The sequence below is a fragment of the Pseudomonas hormoni genome (assembly GCF_018502625.1).
Classification (GTDB): Bacteria; Pseudomonadota; Gammaproteobacteria; order Pseudomonadales; family Pseudomonadaceae; genus Aquipseudomonas; species Aquipseudomonas hormoni.
Genome location: NZ_CP075566.1, coordinates 5,469,364 through 5,488,232 on the forward strand (window position 1 = coordinate 5,469,364; position 18,869 = coordinate 5,488,232).

An 18,869-nucleotide genomic window follows, 5' to 3' on the forward strand; every position below is an offset into this window, starting at 1 on the left:
TATCGCGACTACTTTTCGAAACCGCTCGAAGGAAATACATCGCTGCCGCGCCAGCGTCGAACCGAGCGCTGAAAGAACAGGCTGTTGGGCACTTGCACCATGGCGCTGCCGGTGCCGAGTTCTTCGGCTTCGATCAGCGTGGTGTAGAGCAGATTGATCGCCACTACCCGACCTTTGACGCCGGGCTTGTCAGTGGTGTCTACCAGTTCGACCACATCGCCGATACGGAATGGCCCGACGGTAAAGATCAGGATCGCGCAGAGCAGATTGGAGAGCACGCTCCACATGGCGAAAAACGCCACCGCAGCCACTGCAACAAAACCTGACAACGCAGTCCAGAGCACCGTCGCCGACACGCCCAGGCGTTCCAGCACGAAAATCAGCGCACTGCCCATGATCAGCCAGCGCAATCCTCCGCGCAGCGGCATCAAGAACTGCGGCGGAAACGGATAGCGCTCGCCCAATCGAGTCAGGCATTTAGCGACGACGCGCTGAGCGATATAACCGGCCAGCAGAATCAGCAGGATTTGCACGACCAGCCAGATCGGCTCGACCCACATGGCCGGCAGCGGCAGCTTGAACGCCTCCATCAGGACAGCGCCTCCAGCTCCGCCTGCATGCTTTCGAGCAGTTCCAGGGCTTCCATCCAGGCTTCTTCCAGCTCGGCCTCACGCACCTTCAGCCTGGCCTGTTCGGCCAGCAGATCGCGCAAATCGTTCTTGCGCGCCGGTTCGTAGATGTCGCTGTCGCCGAGGCTGGTGTCGATCTTCGCCAGTTTCTCGTGCAGCTTGCCCAGCTCGGCTTCGAGCTTGTCAGCCTCGCGCTTGTGCGGCGCCAGTTGCTGACGCAACGCGGCGGCGGCCTGACGCTGGGCCTTCTTGTCCGTCTTGTCCGGATTGACCGGCGTGTTGCTGACCGGGGCATTGCGCTGACGATACTCGACCAGCCAACGGGCGTAGTCTTCCAGGTCGCCGTCAAACTCCTCGACCTTGCCGTCCGCCACCAGATAGAAATTGTCGGTGGTGCTCTTGAGCAAATGACGATCGTGGGAGACCACCAGCACCGCACCACTGAATTCCTGCAGGGCCATGGTCAGCGCGAGGCGCATTTCCAGGTCGAGGTGGTTGGTCGGTTCGTCGAGCAGCAGCAGGTTCGGTCGTTCCCAGGCGATCAACGCCAGGGCCAGGCGAGCCTTCTCACCGCCGGAGAAATTCAGCACAGGCTCATCGATGCGCGCGCCGCGGAAGTCGAAACCGCCGAGGAAGTCGCGCAGGGTCTGCTCGCGCTCGGTCGGCGCCAGGCGCTGCAAGTGCAGCAACGGGCTGGCCTTCGAGTCCAGGGAATCGAGCTGATGCTGGGCGAAGTAACCGACGACGGTGTTCTCGCCACGGGTCAGCCGACCGGACAGCGGCGAAAGTTCACCGGCGAGGTTTTTGATCAGGGTCGATTTACCGGCGCCGTTGGGGCCCAGCAAACCGATGCGCGCGCCGGGCGTCAGTTGCAGTTTGACCTTCTCCAGCACGGCTTTGTCGCCGTAGCCCAGACGGGCGTCGGACAGGTCGATCAACGGGCTGGAAATCTTCGTCGACTCGCGGAAGACGAAGTCGAACGGCGAATCGACGTGAGCGGCAGACAACTCTTCCATCCGCTCCAGCGCCTTGATCCGGCTCTGGGCCTGACGGGCCTTGGTGGCCTGGGCCTTGAAGCGGGCGATGTAGCTTTCCATGTGCGCACGTTGCGCCTGCTGCTTCTCGTAGGCCTGCTGTTGCTGGGCCAGACGTTCGGCACGGGCGCGTTCGAATGCGCTGTAGCCACCGCGATACAGCGTGATCTTGCGCTGATCGACATGGGCCACATGATCGACCACGGCATCGAGGAAATCCCGGTCGTGGGAAATCAGCAACAAGGTGCCGGGGTAGCTTTTGAGCCACTCTTCGAGCCAGATGATGGCGTCGAGGTCCAAGTGGTTGGTCGGTTCGTCGAGCAGCAACAGGTCCGAGGGGCACATCAATGCCTGCGCCAGGTTCAGACGCATCCGCCAGCCACCAGAGAAATCTCCTACCTGGCGATCCATCTGTTCGTTGGTGAACCCGAGGCCGGCCAGCAGCTTGCGGGCGCGGGCATCGGCGGTGTAACCGTCAGCGCTGTCGAGTTCCGAGTGCAGGCGGGCCTGAGCGGCACCGTCATGGGCCGCTTCGGCTGCGGCGAGGTCACGTTGCACCTCGCGCAGACGCAGGTCGCCATCGAGCACGTAGTCGACCGCCAGGCGTTCGAGCGTCTCGATCTCCTGGCGCATGTGGGCGATGCGCCAGTCGGCCGGCAGGAAGCAGTCACCCGAGTCCGGGTGCAGCTCGCCCCGAATCAAGGCGAACAGGCTCGATTTGCCGGCGCCGTTGGCACCGATGAGGCCGGCTTTGTGGCCGGCGTGCAGGGTCAGCTCGGCGTCTTCTAGCAGACGTTGCGGGCCACGCTGTAAAGTCAGGTTCTGAAGTCGAATCATAATGGCGGCGGAGTCTACCAGCTTCGCTCGCAACTGGCGCGAGTAGCACTATGTCCTCTGACCTGTGGAGCTTTTCCCTTGGCACTTACGCCCGTCCCGGCGTTGAAGCCGCGTGCCTGACCTTGCAGTCGGCGGGGGTGAATGTGTGCCTGGTGTTGTGTGGGCTGTGGCTCGGGCAGCGAGGAGTCGCCTGCAACGAGCAACGATTGCAGCAGCTTCACAACGTGGCCGAACCTTGGGACGCGGATGTCGTTCGACCGCTACGCGCCTTGCGCATGCAATGGAAAGTCGTCGCGACTGAAGATGCCGAACTGAATGCGTTACGCGAACAAGTGAAAGCGCTGGAGCTGGAAGCCGAGCGGCATCTGCTGTTGCGACTGGAGCGATCGGCGCAGAGTTGGCCGCAGGATGAGGCGACCGATTTATCGGCCTGGCTGGAGGGTGTGGCGGCGGGCGCCGCCCACCTGGACCGCGACGCGCTGCATCCGCTGCGCGTCGCGGTAACCGGCACTTAGGAAGCGCTGGTTGGGGTGGTTGCTGCGATCGATGCGGCGGCCGGCGTTGGCGCTGGCGTGGCTGTCGAGGTGGCTGCTGCTAAAGCAGACGTTGCTGCCGGAGCCGGGTTGGCTGGCTTGGCAACTGGCGCGGCGGCCGGCTTGGCGGCAACAGGTTTTTTCACCGCTGGCTTGGCCGCCGGTTTTGCAACAGGCTTGGCCGCGACCGGCTTGGCAGCAGGTTTGGCTGCGACAGGTTTTGCAGCGCTGGCGGTGGCCGGCTTGGCAGCAGCGGCAGGTTTCGCCGCAGCAGGTTTTACTGCCGGTTTAGCGGCTGGTTTTGCAGCAGCTTTTACCGCTGGTTTTGCAGCAGTTTTAGCCGCAACAGGTTTGGCAGCCGGCTTGGCAGCTGGTTTCGCCGCAGCGGTTTTGGCAGCTGGTTTGGCTGCAGGTTTAGCGGCCGTTTTTGCAGCTGGTTTGGCAGCTGGTTTGGCAGCGACAGTTTTCGCCACGGCTGGTTTTGCAGCAGCCGTTTTTGCAGTGGCTGGCTTGGCGGCGGCAGGCTTGGCAGCCGTCGTTTTAGTAGCCGGTTTCGCAGCGCTGGCAGCGACGGTTTTTTTCGCTGCTGGTTTTGCTGCTGGCTTGGCGGCGGCTTTCACCGGAGCCTTGGCAGCTGGCTTGGCCGGTGCTTTTGCAGCAGCCGGTTTAGCAGCGGCTTTCCTGGCAGGGGCCGCAGCAGGCTTGGCCGAACGCAGGGACAACGCCTTGCCGACAGCCTCTTGTACACGACCGACGCCCTGGGCCAGTTTCAGGCTTTCTTGAGCATCGCGCTTGAGTTGCAGAATGTAGGCACGGGTGTCGGACTGACGATCCTTGAGGGCATCGAGCACGTCTTCGAGTTGCTTCACTCCGTCCTTCGCCTTGGCTTGTGCCTTGGCCTTGCCGGCCGCCGCAGCGTCCTGCAATTTGGTGCGGGATTTGTGCAATTTCTCCTGCGCTTTTCCGCGCTGTTTTTCCAGTTTGGCGAGCAGTTTTTCAGCATCAGCCAAGGCTTGTGAACAAGCGGTTTCCAAATGCTCGAGCAGGCTGCCCGAGAGTTGTTGGAGTAAGTGCAACGGGGTATTTACAGGCTTCTTGGTGGCCGACATGGTTTACCTCCTGGCTGACGTGGGTGCGGCTCATACTAGACCTCTGCTGCTACCGCCGCTAGGGCATGTTGACAGTATCGAAAGCGCCGCGTTGCAACGGATCGAAAATCTTCCGGGCTTGCGTAAAACAAGTTCACTGTCGCACGCATTCAGACTGGCATAATCTGCCGCATCTCAGGTCGGAGAGTGCCGATGTCGCGCTACCTTTTTTTATCGCTGTGCGTGTTTTTTTCCCTGGCCCAGGCCGCCGAAAAAACCACGGAAAATGAAGCTCACGATCTCGCGTACAGCCTGGGCGCAAGCCTCGGTGAGCGCCTGCGTCAGGAGGTTCCCGATCTGCAACTTCAGGCACTGGTCGAAGGTTTGCAGCAAGCCTATCGAGGCAAGCCCCTGGCCCTTAAAGATGAACAGATCGAACAGATTCTGGCCGAGCATGAAGCGCAGGTTGCCTTGCAACAGAGCGCACCGCAGAGCGAAGTCGCCCTCGAAAAAGAGAAACGTTTTCTCGCGGGGGAAAAAGCCAAGCCCGGTGTTCGTGAACTGGCCGACGGTGTATTGCTCACAGAGCTGGTGCCTGGCACCGGTGCGAAAGCCGGTCCTAATGGCAAGGTCCAGGTCCTGTACATCGGTCGCCTTCCCGACGGCACCGTGTTCGATCAGAACAGCCAGCCGCAGTGGTTCAGTCTCGACAGTGTGATCAGCGGATGGCGCAGCGCCCTGCAAAACATGCCGGTCGGTGCGAAGTGGCGGCTGGTGATTCCATCGGCGCAGGCCTATGGCGCCGATGGTGCCGGCGACTTGATCGAGCCGTTCACGCCACTGGTATTCGAAGTCGAATTGCGCGGGGCCACCGGCTGAACAGCGCAAACGAAAAACGGCGCGCATAAGCGCACCGTTTTTTTGAGGGTGTTGCCGGAAGGGGTTCAGGCTTGAACCGAATCCTCTTCCTTGTGAGCGGTGTGCAGCACTTCGATCAGGCAGTCTTCCAGTTCGAAGCGTTCGTGCAACAGGCCACCCAGTTCCTTGAATTTCTCTGCCACGCACTTGCCTGCATCGCACAGGTCATTGAACGCAAGCAGCTTCTCGGTGATGACGTCGATACGCGGGTAGATCGTCTCGGCCAACTCGAGGCCGCGAGTGTCGCCAAACGCCTTGGCTTCGCCCGTCAGCTGTTCGTAGATCTCGAAGTGCCCGGCAGACACGTAATCGACCAGCACGCCGCAGAATTCCTGCAATGGCTTGCGGTTCTCGCCCAGAGCCTCAGGCTTGGCGCCGAGAGCATCATAGGCCCGAACCAGTTCGTGACGCTCCTGCAACCAGCGATCGATCAGCAGATGCACTCCACCCCAGCGTTCCTGAGCATTCTGACAACTTTCGAGCATGGTGATCTCTCTTCCCTTGTGGGTCATGCTGCCCTACACCTGTCGCACACTTGAAGGTCAAGAATCGGCCAGGCAGAGCGTCATTCGAGCAACATAATTCCAATGACACGTGCGGGCCAGATTATGCCCGCGCGACTGTGGCTTCAAGGTACGCAGGAGATAAAGTTCATACAAGTGTTTAATCGCCCGCCAGCGCGGGGTGCGACGACTCGCCGCTGAGCGGTCGCCGACAGGCGATCCAGACAACGCGCAGCAGCTGCTGAACACTGAGAATTGTCATCGCGACAAAGAACAACAGGCTCCATTCCGGCAGGCTCAGATCGAACAGCGTCCATGAAATCCGTGCACAGTCCGCCGTGCCGTTGAACATCTGCTGCACAACGTTAACCCAGGGGTTGCTCGCGAACAGGTCGGCCAGATCGGGCGAACAAGGGGATAGCTGTTGCAGCGGATCACCTTGCAACAACACCTGGCGCCACGCTGTCACGGTTCCCGCCAGACTGCACAGCAAACCCAGCAGCCAGTACAGGGAAGAACCAAAACGGCCGGGCCCATGCACCGAAGCCATCAGGCAGACACCCGTGAGCAACGCCAGACACATCCGCTGCAGCAGGCACATGCCGCACGGCTGGAGGCCGACCGCATATTCCAGGTAATAGGAAACGCCCAAGGCCAGGGCGCCGGCAACGAAAACCATGAAAAACAAGGAGCGTGAGCAGGCCAACGACATGGCTTTTCCGTACCAGTAGAGACAAGTGGTTACGGTAGAGGAAAGCGCGCCAGCCTTACAAGACAGGTCAGCAGGGACACTTCAACAGAAGTGTAGGGAATTCCCGACAGGGTCGAGAGGATCGGATGTAGTCCTCTGTAGGAATTTGTCACCAACAGACCAGGACTGTAAGAATTAACGTCTTTGTGGCGAGGGAGCTTGCTCCCGTTCGATTGCGCAGCAATCGTAAATCAAGGGGTTGCTTCGCAACCCGGCGGGAGCAAGCTCCCTCGCCACAGGTTTCACCAGCCGTTAACTTTTAGACGGTTGCAGGCACCGGCAACGGCGCCGCCAACAAGCGTTCGTCCAGTAAACCAAGACCTTCCTGGAACAGCTGGTTACTGCGCTCGGTGTCGCCCAGTTGCGCCAGCAATCGTGCCAGCTCCGCGCAGGCTTCCGGGTTACGCTGCACGCGCAGGCTGCTTTCCAGATAGTCCCGGGCCTTGCCCCACAGACTGTTTTGCAAACACAGGCGACCCAGGGTCAGCAACAGGCTCGGGTCGGCCGGATGGTTCTTCAGCCAGCCCTCGGCGGTCTGCAGCTGACGGGCCGGATCACTGCCGCGAACCAGTCCGTAAAGGCGCGCCAGATGGCTGTCGTAGTTGCGCTTGAGCGCCGTTCGCAGCACCTCTTCGGCCTCGACCTGGGCGCCGATTTGCCGAAGCTGCTCGGCATACGCCAACACCAGTTGCGGTTCCTGGCGCTGCGCCGAGGTGAGTTGCTGCCAGGCGCGGTTGAGCGATTGCAATCCGACGGTTCCGTCTTCTTCTTGGCGCGCTGCCAGGGACAGGTTTTCCCCCCAGGCCCGGCGCTCCAGTTCGGCCAGCTCGGCCGGTGGCAGGACCTTGTCCTTGCGCAGCTCCGGCAGCAGGTGGATAACGGCCGACCAGTCACCTCGCTGCTGATGCAAACGCTGCAACTGGCGCAAGGTCTGGACGTTATGAGGGTGACGCTCATGCATGGCCTGCAAGGTCACCAGGGCGCCGTCGGTGTCACCGCGATCGGTCTGCAGTTGGGCGTGGCTCAAGGCAATCGCCAACTCGGCCTGGGGCTGGCGCTCCAGCGCACGCTCCAGCAAGTTGTCGCTTTCCTCGTAGAGGCCTTGCTCGTTCGCGGCGCGAGCAGCGCCGAGGTAGTAAAGCAATGGCTGGCGCTCGGCTTCGGCGGCGCGATGCAAATGACGCTGTGCACTGGCCCAGCGACCTTCGGCCAGGTCCAGCTGACCGTGTTCGATCGCCACTTGCACCCGACGACTGCGATTGCGCCGCGACCAGGGATTGACCACTCCACTGGAGGTCGTGACCAATTCGACCAACGCCTTGATGCCCCAGAACACCAGCCACAACACCGCCACCAGGGCCAGGGTCGCCCACAGGCTCGACTCGAAACGGAAGCTCCTGTAAGCGATCAGCACGTAGCCGGAATGCTCGGCAATCGCCAACCCTAAAGCGGCGGCAGCGGCGATGACCAGAAACACGATCACATAGAGACGCTTCATGGCGTCGCCTCCTGCGCAGTGTCCGTGGCAGGTTTGGCCATGGGTTTGATCGAGTCCTCGGCGTTGACATTACGTCGCTCGAGATAACCCTGAACCGCGCTCAGCGTGCCGGTCAGATCCGGCGTGACGACAGTGACCGGCTGCTTGCTCAGTTCGCCAACCTGCTCGAGCATCACTTTGCTCTGCGGGTTGTCCGGGTTGAAGTTGCCTTTGAGCACGTCCCGCGCCTCGGCCAGCGCCTGGGTGTAAACCGCGGCCTGACCATTGAGTGCCGCCCACTGCGCCTGCTCCAGCGCCAGGCTCAGGGCCAGACGCACCTGGCTCAGGCTCTGCCCTGCCAGCAGTGGACGCACATTTTTATCGGCGTTGAAATCGATGCGGATGTAACGCGAGATCTGATCCCACCACTGCGCCCAACGACTGGCGCCGTCACCATCGGCGGTCAGGCCCAGCAGGGATTCGCCACGGTCCTTGTACTCGGGTGCCAGCTCGGTGAGGTTGATCACCTGATCGCGCAGCGCACCCAGTCGCAGGAAAAGGCCGGTGCGATCCGGCTGTTCCGTGCTACGCAAGGCGACCAGGGTTTTCGCCACTTGTTCGCGTGCGGCAAAGGAGCCCGGGTCGTTCTGCTCACGAAGAATTTCGTCGGCGCCCTGCACCAGGGCCTGAGCGCTGCTGATGTCCTGCAACGCCGAAAGCCGCAGGCTGGCCAGACGCAACAAGTGCTCGGCCTCGGCCAGACGCCAGTCCTTGCGGCTTGCGCCGAGGACAGTTTCCAGACGTTGATTCAAACGCTGCTGATCGCCTTGCAGTTGAATCACCAGACGGCTGCGAGCGTCCAGTTCTTCGGCTGCAGGCATTTGCTCAAGCCGCGCACTCAAGCGCTGTTCGTTCAGCTTCAGACTTTGCGCCTGATCGTTCAACGCCTGCACCTGGCTCAACTGCTGCTGCGTATTGGCTTGCAGGTGACGCACCTGCCAGACGCCCCAACCGCCCACCGCTACACCGGCGGCGCCCAACAGCAACGCGACTATCGCCAGCCCGTTGCCTCGGCGCTGCTCGACAGCAGGTGGCGCAGTTTCAACCGGAGTTTCAACCGGCGCATCAAGCACTGGCTTCACGTCATCTTTAGGCAAGGCTGTTTCGTTCACGTATCCATCCTTTGCATTAGAGAACGGGTTCGGGATGCTCCCGCAACGCCGTCAGCAAAGCCGCGGCACTGGCGCCACGACAATCCACAACTGTTTGGGCCCCGGCGGCACGTGCCAGCTCGGCGACCCTGGGGCTTGGAACAAACAACGGCAACCGCGCCAATTGCGGCCAGGCAGCGCCGGCCAATTGATGCAGGTGCTCAAAACCCTGTCCACTGCTGACCACCAGCCCGTTCAAGCGTTCCGCCTTGATCCGCTCTGGCAGTGTTGCTGGCGGGTACTGCGGCAGGTCGCGGCGGTACACCTCCAGATAGTCGACACTAGCACCAAGCTCGCGCAAACGCTCAGCGAGCAACTCGCGCCCGCCTTCTCCGCGAATGATCAACACCCGTGGATCGGGTCGTGCGACAGCCTCGCGCAACGACGCAAGTTCCAGCAAGGCTTCGCTGTCATCACCCTCGGCCGGGAAACTTACGTTCAACCCGTGATCATCGAGAATCTGCGCAGTCGCGGCGCCCACGCTGAACCACTTCAGGTGCGGTGGCTGCGGCCAATACTGACCGACCAGATCCACCGCGATTCTGGCGGCCGGCTTGCTGACCACGATTACCGCGCAGTACCGATCCAGATGCTGAATCACCTCGCGCATTGTGTCAGAGGCGGGAATCGCTTCAATTTCCAAAAGCGGCAAACTGCTGCTGAAAATCCCCGCTTCGGCCAAAACTTCGCTCAGCGCCGCCGACTCATCCGCGGGACGTGTCAGCAGCAGGCGCCAGCCCGTCACTCGTGACCTGCCTCGCCGTAGACCGCTTTCAGAATGTCATTGGCGCCCTGATTCAGCAGGTCTTCGGCCACTTGCACGCCCAGCGCTTCGGCATCGCTGCGTGGCGCACGGGCCTCGGCGCTGAGCAGCAGGCCTCCGCTCGGATCGCCCACCAGACCGCGCAACCAGATCTGCTCGCCTTCCAGCACGGCGTAACAGGCGATCGGCACTTGGCAGCCGCCATTCAAATGTTTGTTGAGCGCACGTTCGGCAGTGACACGGGTGGCGGTGTCCTGATGGTGCAGAGGTGCCAGCAAGGTATGGATTTCAGTGTCGACGGTGCGGCATTCGATACCGACGGCACCCTGGCCACCGGCCGGCAGACTGTCGTCGACGCTGATGGCCGAGGTGATGCGATCTTCGAAGCCCAGGCGAATCAGGCCGGCAGCCGCGAGAATGATGGCGTCGTATTCACCGGCATCAAGCTTGGCCAGGCGCGTGTTGACATTGCCGCGCAGGAAGCGGATTTCCAGGTCCGGGCGGCGGGTCAACAACTGGGCCTGACGGCGCAGGCTGGAGGTGCCGACGATGCTGCCTTGCGGCAGTTCGTCCAGGCTGGCGTAGGTATTGGAGACGAATGCATCACGCGGGTCTTCTCGCTCGCAGATGCAGAACAGGCCAAGGCCTGCGGGGAAATCCATCGGCACGTCTTTCATCGAATGCACGGCGATGTCGGCTTCGTTCTCCAGCAGCGCGGTTTCCAGTTCCTTGACGAACAGGCCCTTGCCGCCGATTTTCGACAGCGGCGAGTCCAGCAGCTTGTCGCCGCGACTGACCATGGGTACCAGCGTCACGAGCAGACCCGGATGGGCCGCTTCAAGACGGGCTTTGACGTATTCGGCTTGCCACAGGGCGAGAGCACTTTTGCGGGTGGCGATGCGGATTTCGCGAGAGGACATGGATCAATCCGTACTGAATAGATACGGCGGATAATAACAGCTCAGTCAAATCCACTTTGACTTGTATCAGGTATTGCCTGGCCTCCCTGGCCCCGGATGTCCGGCAATCGGGTGAGAAATTCGCCTGCGGATGGCGAATTAAAGCTGTTGCATCATTTTGCGCACACCGGCCACATGACGCCGGCTGACAATCAGGGCATCGCCATTCAGGCCTTTGAGGAACAGCTGAAAGTGTCCCAGAGGTGTGCGCTGCAAGCGCTCGATGCGTTCGCGGGCAACCAGGGCGTTGCGGTGGATGCGCACGAATCGGTCGCCGAATTCATCTTCAAGGGCCTTGAGCGGTTCATCCAGCAGCACTTCGCCGCCTTCATGGCGCAAGGTCACGTATTTATGGTCAGCAATAAAATAGACCACCTGACCCAACGGGATCAGCTCAATACCCTTGCGAGTACGCGCGCTGATATGGCTGCGCGGGCCGCTGCCGGTTTCGGCGGCAGGACGGGTCAAAGCCGCAAGCTGGACGCGATTGGGGCGCTCGGCTTTTTTCAACGCTTCATGCAATTGTTCTGTACGCACAGGTTTCACCAGATAGCCTACGGCGCTGGCCTGTAAGGCTTCCACGGCAAATTCATCGGACCCTGTGCAAAACACCACGGCAGGCGGGGTTTCGCGTTCGCACAATCGGGCAGCCACTTGCAGGCCATCGAGGCCAGGCATGCAGATATCAAGCAACACGATATCCGGCTTGTGGCTGTCGATCAGTGCCAACGCTTCTTCGCCGTTCGTGGCGCTGGGCTCCAGGACGCTGTATCCCTCGAGTTCGCCGACCATTCGGCTCAGGCGCTCGCGGGCAAGGGGTTCGTCATCAACGATCAGGACATTCATATTGCGCTGGATTCCTGCGTGAGTCTCGCACAAGGATAGCGTAGACAAGTGGAGTGACGTCCGTCACCGCGATCCACGCTAAGACTAGCGCGAGGGCCAAAAAGTGCCGCCCGTCCGACCGCTAAATTTTTATTCGCCGGGCAATTGGCGGTTGGCGAGGCATCGCCGTAGGGTTTGCTGATACACAATATGAACACCCCCTCTTCTTATAGTCCGCTGCAGCGCCGAGAATTGCGCTGATCCTACTGTCCAACTGTAGACGGTTGCCGGGACGTTATTACTCAATTGAAAAATATCGTTGCGCAATTCAGGCCTGGCTGGCTTCGAGCATAGGCCGGGGCACGAGAAAAAAAACGTGTCGACCGGTGTCAGCGACAGGATTGGCAACCCTGTTATTATCCGCGACAGCTTTCAACGTCATCTTTCTTCAGCCGATACGAGCGAATTCATGAGCACTGACAAGACCAATCAGTCCTGGGGCGGCCGCTTCAGTGAACCCGTCGACGCCTTCGTCGCCCGCTTCACCGCCTCCGTCACCTTCGACCAGCGCCTGTATCGCCACGACATCATGGGCTCGATCGCCCACGCCACCATGCTGGCCAAGGTCGGCGTGCTGACCGATGCCGAGCGCGACAGCATCACCGATGGCCTGAAGACCATCCAGGGTGAAATCGAGGCCGGCCAGTTCGACTGGCGCATCGACCTCGAAGACGTGCACATGAACATCGAGGCGCGTCTGACCGACCGCATCGGCGTCACCGGTAAGAAGCTGCACACTGGCCGCAGCCGTAACGACCAGGTCGCCACCGACATCCGTCTGTGGCTGCGTGACGAGATCGACCTGATCCTGGCGGAAATCACCCGCCTGCAAAAAGGCTTGCTGGAACAGGCCGAGCGCGAAGCCGGCAGCATCATGCCGGGCTTCACCCACCTGCAAACCGCGCAGCCGGTGACCTTCGGGCACCACATGCTGGCCTGGTTCGAAATGCTCAGCCGCGACTACGAGCGTCTGGTCGACTGCCGCAAGCGCACCAACCGCATGCCTTTGGGCAGCGCTGCGCTGGCGGGCACCACTTACCCGATCGACCGCGAGTACACCGCGCAACTGCTGGGCTTCGACGCCGTGGGCGGCAACTCGCTGGACAACGTGTCCGATCGTGACTTCGCTATCGAGTTCTGCTCGGCCGCGAGCATCGCGATGATGCACTTGTCGCGCTTCTCCGAAGAGCTGGTGCTGTGGACCAGCGCGCAGTTCCAGTTCATCGATCTGCCGGACCGTTTCTGCACCGGCAGCTCGATCATGCCGCAAAAGAAAAACCCGGATGTGCCGGAACTGGTGCGTGGCAAGACCGGCCGCGTCTTCGGCGCGCTGATGGGCCTGCTGACCCTGATGAAAGGCCAGCCACTGGCTTACAACAAGGACAACCAGGAAGACAAAGAGCCGCTGTTCGACGCCGCCGACACACTGCGCGATTCGTTGCGCGCCTTTGCCGACATGATCCCGGCGATCAAACCCAAGCACGCGATGATGCGCGAAGCAGCCCTGCGCGGTTTCTCCACCGCCACCGACCTGGCGGACTATCTGGTGCGCCGTGGCCTGCCATTCCGTGACTGCCACGAAATCGTTGGCCATGCCGTGAAGTACGGCGTGGAAAGTGGCAAGGACCTGGCGGAAATGAGCCTGGAAGAGCTGCGCAAGTTCAGCGACCAGATCGATCAGGACGTGTTTGCCGTGCTGACGCTGGAAGGTTCGGTGAATGCCCGTGACCATATCGGCGGGACTGCGCCGGCACAGGTCAAGAAAGCTGTGGCTCGCGGTCAGGCGTTGCTCGCCAGCCGCTAAAAGCTTCGCGGGCAAGCCTCGCTCCTACAGGTCATGCACCCTCCTGATGAGTGTGCTGATCTGTAGGAGCGAGGCTTGCCCGCGAATGCGATCTTGAATGCGCCACAAAACCTACTTCTTGGACGCGACCATCGCCATGAACGCTGGCATCGCCGCTTCCTTGTCCGCCGCAATCCGCTGCACGTTCGGATTCCGTTCCAGACGTTCCAGCAGCGCCTTGGCCGCCGGCATGTCTGCCAGCAGGTCGATACCAAACAGTTTCTGCCCCACCGCACAAGCCAGCGGCACGCTGTACAGGAAATACAGATCCGCAATACTCAGGCTGTCGCCCGCGACATAAGGGGCAAACTTGCCGTGCCGTCCAAGCGAGGCAAACCCCAGCAGCAACTCGGCCTTGGTCTTGTCCTTGATCGCGTCCGGCAATGGCATGCCGAAAAATGCTTCGCCGTAACAGGCGCGCCCCGGCAGTTCGATGTACAGCTCGATTTCCTTGGCCAGCGCCAGGACCTGCGCCCGCTCGAAGGGGTCGCTCGGCAACAGCGGCGTGCCTTTCTGGCTCTGCTCGATGTATTCGAGAATCACCGCGGTTTCGTTGACGAAACCTTGCTCGACACCCAGCACCGGCACCTTGCCGCGCGGGCTGATGGCCAGCGCTTCAGGACTCTGGCCGGCGTAAAAAGGCACTTCTTCGAATGGCAGTCCTTTCTCCAGCAACGCCAGTTTCACCATGTTGTAGTAGTTGCTGACGGAAAATCCATAAAGCTTGAGCATCACAAAGCCTCCAGGCCGTGCGGGGTTGGCAGTGCCTGCTTTATAGAACGCCAAGGCGTTTCTCGCCAGCAGCATCATGGCGCTGAATGCAGGTAAACTGGCTGCCTTTCCTTGAGGAGCCTGCCATGAGCGAGCCAACCCCCGACAACAACCAGGACGATATCGACGAAGAAGAGTTCGCCGAAAACACCTTGGTCGAAGCCATCGAAAACCAGATCGAAAGCGACAATCCGCCTGCCGCCAAGGCGACCTTCAACAAGTTGACCCTGGTGGGTTACGAACGCGAAGAAATCCTCAACCTGATGGCTCACGTTTTGGCGGTGGAAATCGACGCGATCCTGGAAGAAGACCGCGCGTTCAACACCGAATGGTACGAAGCGGCATTGCGTGCTCTTCCAGAGTTGCCGCCTGAAAAGAAATAGCCCGTCATTGCCGGATGGGGCCTTTGTGGCGAGGGAGCTTGCTCCCGCTCGGCTGCCAAGCAGTCGCAAAGTTTTTGGGGCCGCTGCGCGCCCCAGCGGGAGCAAGCCCCCTCGCCACAGAAAAGCCCCCTCATCAGTCAGTCGCACTCCCCACACAAAATGTCACCCATCAATCCCGCCTTCCCCCAGACCCTGACTACACTGGTACGCACCCCGCTGCCGCACCACCCGCCGGGGAATGCTTCCCGAGGTGAAAAACCCTGTCGCGAGCACTGGACATGCCGCACGAGTGGGATCACCTTAGGGGCGCTGCCGTCCAATTCCTAGAAAGTCTGGAGTCCTTATGTCGCTTACCCCTGAGTTGGTTGCCGAACTGGAAATCCTCGCACTCTTCAACCTGGACAGTTCCCAGGAAGGTTTGAAAATTCATCAGACCGCTGCCCCGAAAGCCATTGCTGCCGCTCAACGCCTGTACGAAAAAGAACTGATCGACCAGCCCGATGGCGGTTATCTGACCAGCCTGGGTCGTGACGCCGCGCAAAATATACAAACCGTCCTGACCATTCTGAGCGTCCAGGAAACCGCCTGAGCATCACCGCATCGCCCACGGAAACCCCGGCTACGGGATTTCCGCGGGCACACTTCGTTGCACGCCGTCGCCCAGCGATAAAAATCTGACGTCAAAAAAACAAAATCCGCTTAAACGTCCCGCGACCGAGGCGCTAAACTGCCCTTCATTCTGAGACCTCCGACGTCCGAGCCCTGCGAGCCGGTTTGAGCTGACATGACCCGCACCCATGAAATCCGCCCTGATCTGGACGAGGGGATCGACCGCAAGGTTCTCAGCCAGCTGCGCGCACGCTTTTTAAAACTCAACGAGGGCCGCATGGCCCGCGCCATGGAAGGGTTGTCGACCCGCCAGCAAGGGGTGTTGACCCTGCTGCCGCTGTTTTTCCACGTCAATCATCCGTTGTTGCCGGGTTACGTTTCGGGCAGCACGCCCGCCGGGCTATCGAACTTCGAGCCAGACGCCAACGCCCTCGCCGAAGCCCAACGCCTGACCCGATCGTTTTCCTATAAGCCGCGCCACGGCAGCAATCCGCCGCGACCGATTCACGGTCTGTTCCTGATGGGCAGCCTCGGCACCCTCGCTCAGGCCGATCAGAGCGACATGGACGTCTGGGTCTGTCACTCGCCGGACTTGAGCGAAAGCGAACTCAACGAGCTGCGTAAAAAGTGCCAGTTGCTTGAAACCTGGGCCGCGAGCCAGGGCGCCGAGGCGCATTTCTTCCTGATCGACCCGGCGCGCTTCGTGCTCGGCGAGCGGGACAATCAACTGAGCTCGGAAGACTGCGGCACCACCCAGCATTATCTGCTGCTGGACGAGTTCTACCGCACCGCAATCTGGCTGGCCGGACGCACGCCGATCTGGTGGCTGGTGCCGGTATACGAAGAGGCCGCCTACGACCGCTACACCCACGCGTTACTGTCCAAACGCTTTATCCGCGCAGACGAAACCCTTGATCTGGGGCATCTGGCGTACATCCCGCCCGGCGAATTCATTGGTGCCGGACTTTGGCAACTGTTCAAGGGCATCGAGTCACCCTACAAGTCGGTGCTCAAGCTGTTGCTGATCGAGGTCTACGCCAGCGAACACCCCAGGGTTCAGTGCCTGAGCCTGCGTTTCAAGCAAGCCGTGTTCGCCAATCGGCTCGACCTCGACGAGTTGGATCCGTACGTCGTGGTCTACCGGCGTATCGAGGAATACCTCACCGCGCGCGGCGAACCGGAGCGTCTGGAGCTGGTGCGCCGTGCGCTGTACCTGAAGGTCAACCGCAAACTCACCGGCAGCAGCAGTCGCACTCAGAGCTGGCAGCGCTCGCTGCTTGAGCGCCTGGCCCACGAATGGCACTGGAATCATCGTCAACTGGCGCTGCTCGACAGCCGCAGTCAGTGGAAAGTCCGCCAGGTCAGCACTGAGCGCCGGGCGTTGGTCAACGAGCTGAATTACAGCTACCGCTTTCTGACCGAATTCGCCCGCAGCGAACAGACCGTCAGCCTGATCAACAAGCGCGATCTCAACGTGTTGGGGCGACGTCTATATGCGGCGTTCGAGCGCAAGGCGGACAAGGTCGAGTTCATCAACCCCGGCATCGCCCCGGACCTGGCCGAAGACACACTGACCCTGGTGCACGCGCCCAACAAGAAAGAATCGGGGCAAACCCAGTGGGGCTTGTATAACGGCAGCCTGACCGCCCACGAGTGGGAGCACTTCGCGCCGATCAAGCGCAGCCGCCAATTGCTGGAACTGCTGACCTGGTGCCATCGCAACGGCGTCATCGACAGCAGCACCCGCCTGGCCTTGCATCCCGGCGAGAGTGACCTTAGCGAGTTCGAACTGTTCAACCTGCTTGGCAGCCTGCAACAGAGCATCGCCCTGCCCTTGCCCACCGTCGCCGAAGAACCCTTGTTGCGCGCCAACGTGCCGAGCGAGGTACTGATTCTGGTGAACGTCGGCGTCGATCCGCTCAAGCATCACCGCGACCTGAACATTCTGATGACCACCGAGCGCACCGACTCCCTGAGTTACGCCGGGGTCCGGGAAAACCTGGTGCTGACCCTCGATCAGGTCACGCTCAACAGCTGGAACGAGGTGCTGGTCAATCGCTTTGACGGCCCTCACGCCCTGCTCGACTGCCTGCGCGATTACCTCAACAACCTGCCGAACGGGTCGCGACAGCCCAAATTGCGCGTACGTTGCTTTTGCCACAACCGCGCGCAGTTCATCGCGCAGCGGGTCGAAGAAGTGATCGACACCGCGCAGAACCTGCTGCTGAGCAGACTCAATCACCGCTACCTGATTCAGGTCCAGCAGCATTACCACGTGCTGGAACTGGTGCCGGGGCAGGTCAATCACGTCGCCCTCGCCACCCTGCCGGCGCTGTTCGATTACCTCGGCGAAGAGCTGGCGAGCTATAGCCCGCTGCACCTGGACCCGATGGCGCTGGAAGATCAGGACCTGGCGCTGATTCTGCCCATGGGCCAGCCGGACTGTATTCAGGTGTTCTACCGGATTCACGACGACCAGGCCGATCTGTACGTGATGGATGAATTCAATGCGTTGTGGCAGCAGCGTTTGCCCTATCACGACGAACAAAGCCTGCTGGTGCCGTTGCAACGCTTCCTGCAATCGATCCAGTACCGGCGCGATGCCTCGCTGCCGATGGACGCCGCCCAGCCATTGAGCCTGGACACGCTGTATTACCAGCTGTTGCCGTCCGGTCCCGGACGAGCCCGCCGGGTCGAAACCCGAACCGCGCCGCAAACCCCGGTCAACAAACCGTTCTACGACGTGCAGGCGATCGTCGGCAAAGCCGCACCGGGCGAAGTGCAGGTCACGTTGTATTGCAATCAGCGGGAATTTTCAGAGCTGGAACATGGCGAGCAACTGTTCAGCGTGGTCGCCCGGGAAATCGTCGAACAGCGCCGCGAGACCGAACGCTATCGCTGCTACATCACCGACCTGGACCTCTCGGGCCTGCTCGGTGATGGGCAGAGTTCAAGCAATTTGTATTTGCGCTATAAGGCCGATCTGGAGCGCGCATTGAACGACGCGCTCGAGCTGGTCTGAGGGAAGGTTATTCCGGGAAGTCGCCGCCATGGGCGGGCTGCACTTCAACGGCCAGCAGGGTCAGTTTCAGGGTCTTGCCGCCGGGTGCTGGCCAGTCGATGTGCTGACCAACCTTCAGGCCCAGCAGTGCGCTGCCGACAGGCGCCAGAATGGAGATTTTGCCTTGGTCAGCGTTGGCATCCTTGGGGTACACCAACGTCAGGTGATAGTCCTTGCCGCTGCTTTCTTCACGGCAATGCACACGGGAATTCATGGTCACGACATCGGCGGGCACTTCATCGTGACCGACCAGCGTATCGGCGCGATCCAGTTCGGTTTGCAGCGCGATAACGCCCGGCAGCGTGTCGTCCAGGCTGTCGATCAGGCGTTCCAGACGCTGAACGTCCAGACGAGTAAGAGTGATGGAAGGTGCGGTCATGATAGAGGCAGACTCCTTTCTTCTGCACAGAAAAAGCAAAACCCCGCCAGAAAAAGGCGGGGTTTTCACGAGCCTCGATGGGTTGAGGCGTACCCGGACACTATCACAGCTCAATAAATATACAAGTCGGGCCGCTGAACGCTCTTTTAAGGCGCGCCGAGCAACTTTGTGGCGAGGGAGCTTGCTCCCGCTGGGGCGCGAAGCGGCCCTAAAATCCTGCGGCTGCTTCGCAACC

At 60.9% G+C, this 18,869-nt stretch carries 18 protein-coding genes and 1 pseudogene; 6 read left to right on the forward strand and 13 right to left on the reverse strand.

The genetic code is table 11. From position 1 onward, the window contains the following. Positions 1-8: 8 nt before the first annotated feature. Positions 9-590 carry a mechanosensitive ion channel family protein gene (locus KJF94_RS25475; RefSeq protein WP_214379732.1) on the reverse strand — a complete coding sequence of 194 codons (582 nt, stop codon included), beginning with the start codon at positions 588-590 and terminating at the stop codon, positions 9-11. Further along, the gene (locus tag KJF94_RS25480) at positions 590-2,500 is read right to left on the reverse strand and encodes an ATP-binding cassette domain-containing protein (RefSeq protein WP_214379734.1); all 1,911 of its coding nucleotides are present in this window, start codon (positions 2,498-2,500) and stop codon (positions 590-592) included. Before KJF94_RS25480 ends, KJF94_RS25475 begins: the two co-directional genes overlap by 1 nt. A gap of 50 nt (positions 2,501-2,550) precedes the next feature. Between KJF94_RS25480 and KJF94_RS25485 the strand changes: the two genes are divergently transcribed. Then, positions 2,551-3,015, forward strand: coding sequence for a TIGR02444 family protein (locus KJF94_RS25485; RefSeq protein ID WP_214379736.1), 465 nt, complete (start codon positions 2,551-2,553; stop codon positions 3,013-3,015). Here the strand turns inward: KJF94_RS25485 and KJF94_RS25490 are convergent. Continuing rightward, positions 3,012-4,142, reverse strand: a complete 1,131-nt coding sequence (locus KJF94_RS25490) for an AlgP family protein (protein WP_214379738.1) — start codon at positions 4,140-4,142, stop codon at positions 3,012-3,014. The two genes, KJF94_RS25485 and KJF94_RS25490, sit on opposite strands and share 4 nt — an antisense overlap. A gap of 192 nt (positions 4,143-4,334) precedes the next feature. Between KJF94_RS25490 and KJF94_RS25495 the strand changes: the two genes are divergently transcribed. Further along, positions 4,335-5,000: an FKBP-type peptidyl-prolyl cis-trans isomerase gene (locus tag KJF94_RS25495; protein ID WP_214379740.1), complete on the forward strand. Its 666-nt coding sequence runs from the start codon at positions 4,335-4,337 to the stop codon at positions 4,998-5,000. A gap of 65 nt (positions 5,001-5,065) precedes the next feature. Here KJF94_RS25495 and KJF94_RS25500 read toward each other — a convergent pair whose 3' ends face one another. From KJF94_RS25500 to KJF94_RS30700, 8 genes and pseudogenes are all read right to left on the reverse strand, one after another. Continuing rightward, positions 5,066-5,524, reverse strand: a complete 459-nt coding sequence (locus tag KJF94_RS25500; protein WP_007899333.1) for an Rsd/AlgQ family anti-sigma factor — start codon at positions 5,522-5,524, stop codon at positions 5,066-5,068. Between the two features lie 178 nt (positions 5,525-5,702). Continuing rightward, the gene (locus tag KJF94_RS25505) at positions 5,703-6,254 is read right to left on the reverse strand and encodes a disulfide bond formation protein B (RefSeq protein ID WP_214379742.1); all 552 of its coding nucleotides are present in this window, start codon (positions 6,252-6,254) and stop codon (positions 5,703-5,705) included. A 298-nt stretch (positions 6,255-6,552) separates the two neighbouring features. Then, positions 6,553-7,791 (reverse strand): heme biosynthesis protein HemY, encoded by a 1,239-nt coding sequence (locus KJF94_RS25510; RefSeq protein WP_214379744.1) that lies wholly within the window; start codon positions 7,789-7,791, stop codon positions 6,553-6,555. After that, positions 7,788-8,942: a uroporphyrinogen-III C-methyltransferase gene (locus KJF94_RS25515; RefSeq protein WP_214379746.1), complete on the reverse strand. Its 1,155-nt coding sequence runs from the start codon at positions 8,940-8,942 to the stop codon at positions 7,788-7,790. Before KJF94_RS25515 ends, KJF94_RS25510 begins: the two co-directional genes overlap by 4 nt. A gap of 16 nt (positions 8,943-8,958) precedes the next feature. After that, complete coding sequence (locus KJF94_RS25520; protein WP_214379748.1) at positions 8,959-9,726, reverse strand: uroporphyrinogen-III synthase; 768 nt, start codon at positions 9,724-9,726, stop codon at positions 8,959-8,961. Next, complete coding sequence (gene hemC, locus KJF94_RS25525) at positions 9,723-10,664, reverse strand: hydroxymethylbilane synthase (RefSeq protein WP_214379750.1); 942 nt, start codon at positions 10,662-10,664, stop codon at positions 9,723-9,725. The genes KJF94_RS25520 and hemC overlap by 4 nt, the downstream gene beginning before the upstream one ends. 138 nt (positions 10,665-10,802) lie before the next feature. Continuing rightward, positions 10,803-11,549 (reverse strand): LytR/AlgR family response regulator transcription factor, encoded by a 747-nt coding sequence (locus tag KJF94_RS25530; protein WP_214379752.1) that lies wholly within the window; start codon positions 11,547-11,549, stop codon positions 10,803-10,805. Then, a pseudogene (locus KJF94_RS30700) lies at positions 11,546-11,755 on the reverse strand (sensor histidine kinase); the annotation flags it as partial. The pseudogene KJF94_RS30700 and the gene KJF94_RS25530, both read right to left, overlap by 4 nt. A 242-nt stretch (positions 11,756-11,997) precedes the next feature. Here KJF94_RS30700 and argH point away from each other — a divergent pair. Continuing rightward, positions 11,998-13,392 carry an argininosuccinate lyase gene (gene argH / locus KJF94_RS25535; protein WP_017341432.1) on the forward strand — a complete coding sequence of 465 codons (1,395 nt, stop codon included), beginning with the start codon at positions 11,998-12,000 and terminating at the stop codon, positions 13,390-13,392. 111 nt (positions 13,393-13,503) lie between these two features. On the opposite strand, the gene KJF94_RS25540 is transcribed toward argH, so the two are convergent. Continuing rightward, complete coding sequence (locus KJF94_RS25540; protein WP_214379754.1) at positions 13,504-14,163, reverse strand: glutathione S-transferase family protein; 660 nt, start codon at positions 14,161-14,163, stop codon at positions 13,504-13,506. A gap of 125 nt (positions 14,164-14,288) precedes the next feature. Between KJF94_RS25540 and KJF94_RS25545 the strand changes: the two genes are divergently transcribed. The 3 genes from KJF94_RS25545 (at position 14,289) to KJF94_RS25555 (ending at position 18,216) form a co-directional block, all read left to right on the forward strand. After that, positions 14,289-14,585: a hypothetical protein gene (locus KJF94_RS25545; RefSeq protein ID WP_017341434.1), complete on the forward strand. Its 297-nt coding sequence runs from the start codon at positions 14,289-14,291 to the stop codon at positions 14,583-14,585. Between the two features lie 343 nt (positions 14,586-14,928). After that, complete coding sequence (locus tag KJF94_RS25550) at positions 14,929-15,174, forward strand: TIGR02647 family protein (protein ID WP_210641984.1); 246 nt, start codon at positions 14,929-14,931, stop codon at positions 15,172-15,174. Between the two features lie 195 nt (positions 15,175-15,369). Beyond that, positions 15,370-18,216, forward strand: a complete 2,847-nt coding sequence (locus KJF94_RS25555; RefSeq protein ID WP_214379756.1) for a class I adenylate cyclase — start codon at positions 15,370-15,372, stop codon at positions 18,214-18,216. A gap of 7 nt (positions 18,217-18,223) precedes the next feature. Here KJF94_RS25555 and rnk read toward each other — a convergent pair whose 3' ends face one another. Next, positions 18,224-18,634, reverse strand: coding sequence for a nucleoside diphosphate kinase regulator (rnk, locus tag KJF94_RS25560; protein WP_214379757.1), 411 nt, complete (start codon positions 18,632-18,634; stop codon positions 18,224-18,226). Positions 18,635-18,869: the final 235 nt, after the last annotated feature.

Bases quoted from the DNA above. Each gene is read 5' to 3' on its own strand.
- KJF94_RS25475 (WP_214379732.1), bottom strand. From the start codon at position 590: ATGGAGGCGTTCAAGCTGCCGCTGCCGGCCATGTGGGTCGAGCCGATC.
- KJF94_RS25480 (WP_214379734.1), bottom strand. From the start codon at position 2,500: ATGATTCGACTTCAGAACCTGACTTTACAGCGTGGCCCGCAACGTCTG.
- KJF94_RS25485 (WP_214379736.1), top strand. From the start codon at position 2,551: ATGTCCTCTGACCTGTGGAGCTTTTCCCTTGGCACTTACGCCCGTCCC.
- KJF94_RS25490 (WP_214379738.1), bottom strand. From the start codon at position 4,142: ATGTCGGCCACCAAGAAGCCTGTAAATACCCCGTTGCACTTACTCCAA.
- KJF94_RS25495 (WP_214379740.1), top strand. From the start codon at position 4,335: ATGTCGCGCTACCTTTTTTTATCGCTGTGCGTGTTTTTTTCCCTGGCC.
- KJF94_RS25500 (WP_007899333.1), bottom strand. From the start codon at position 5,524: ATGCTCGAAAGTTGTCAGAATGCTCAGGAACGCTGGGGTGGAGTGCAT.
- KJF94_RS25505 (WP_214379742.1), bottom strand. From the start codon at position 6,254: ATGTCGTTGGCCTGCTCACGCTCCTTGTTTTTCATGGTTTTCGTTGCC.
- KJF94_RS25510 (WP_214379744.1), bottom strand. From the start codon at position 7,791: ATGAAGCGTCTCTATGTGATCGTGTTTCTGGTCATCGCCGCTGCCGCC.
- hemC (WP_214379750.1), bottom strand. From the start codon at position 10,664: ATGTCCTCTCGCGAAATCCGCATCGCCACCCGCAAAAGTGCTCTCGCC.
- KJF94_RS25530 (WP_214379752.1), bottom strand. From the start codon at position 11,549: ATGAATGTCCTGATCGTTGATGACGAACCCCTTGCCCGCGAGCGCCTG.
- argH (WP_017341432.1), top strand. From the start codon at position 11,998: ATGAGCACTGACAAGACCAATCAGTCCTGGGGCGGCCGCTTCAGTGAA.
- KJF94_RS25540 (WP_214379754.1), bottom strand. From the start codon at position 14,163: ATGCTCAAGCTTTATGGATTTTCCGTCAGCAACTACTACAACATGGTG.
- KJF94_RS25545 (WP_017341434.1), top strand. From the start codon at position 14,289: ATGAGCGAGCCAACCCCCGACAACAACCAGGACGATATCGACGAAGAA.
- KJF94_RS25550 (WP_210641984.1), top strand. From the start codon at position 14,929: ATGTCGCTTACCCCTGAGTTGGTTGCCGAACTGGAAATCCTCGCACTC.
- KJF94_RS25555 (WP_214379756.1), top strand. From the start codon at position 15,370: ATGACCCGCACCCATGAAATCCGCCCTGATCTGGACGAGGGGATCGAC.
- rnk (WP_214379757.1), bottom strand. From the start codon at position 18,634: ATGACCGCACCTTCCATCACTCTTACTCGTCTGGACGTTCAGCGTCTG.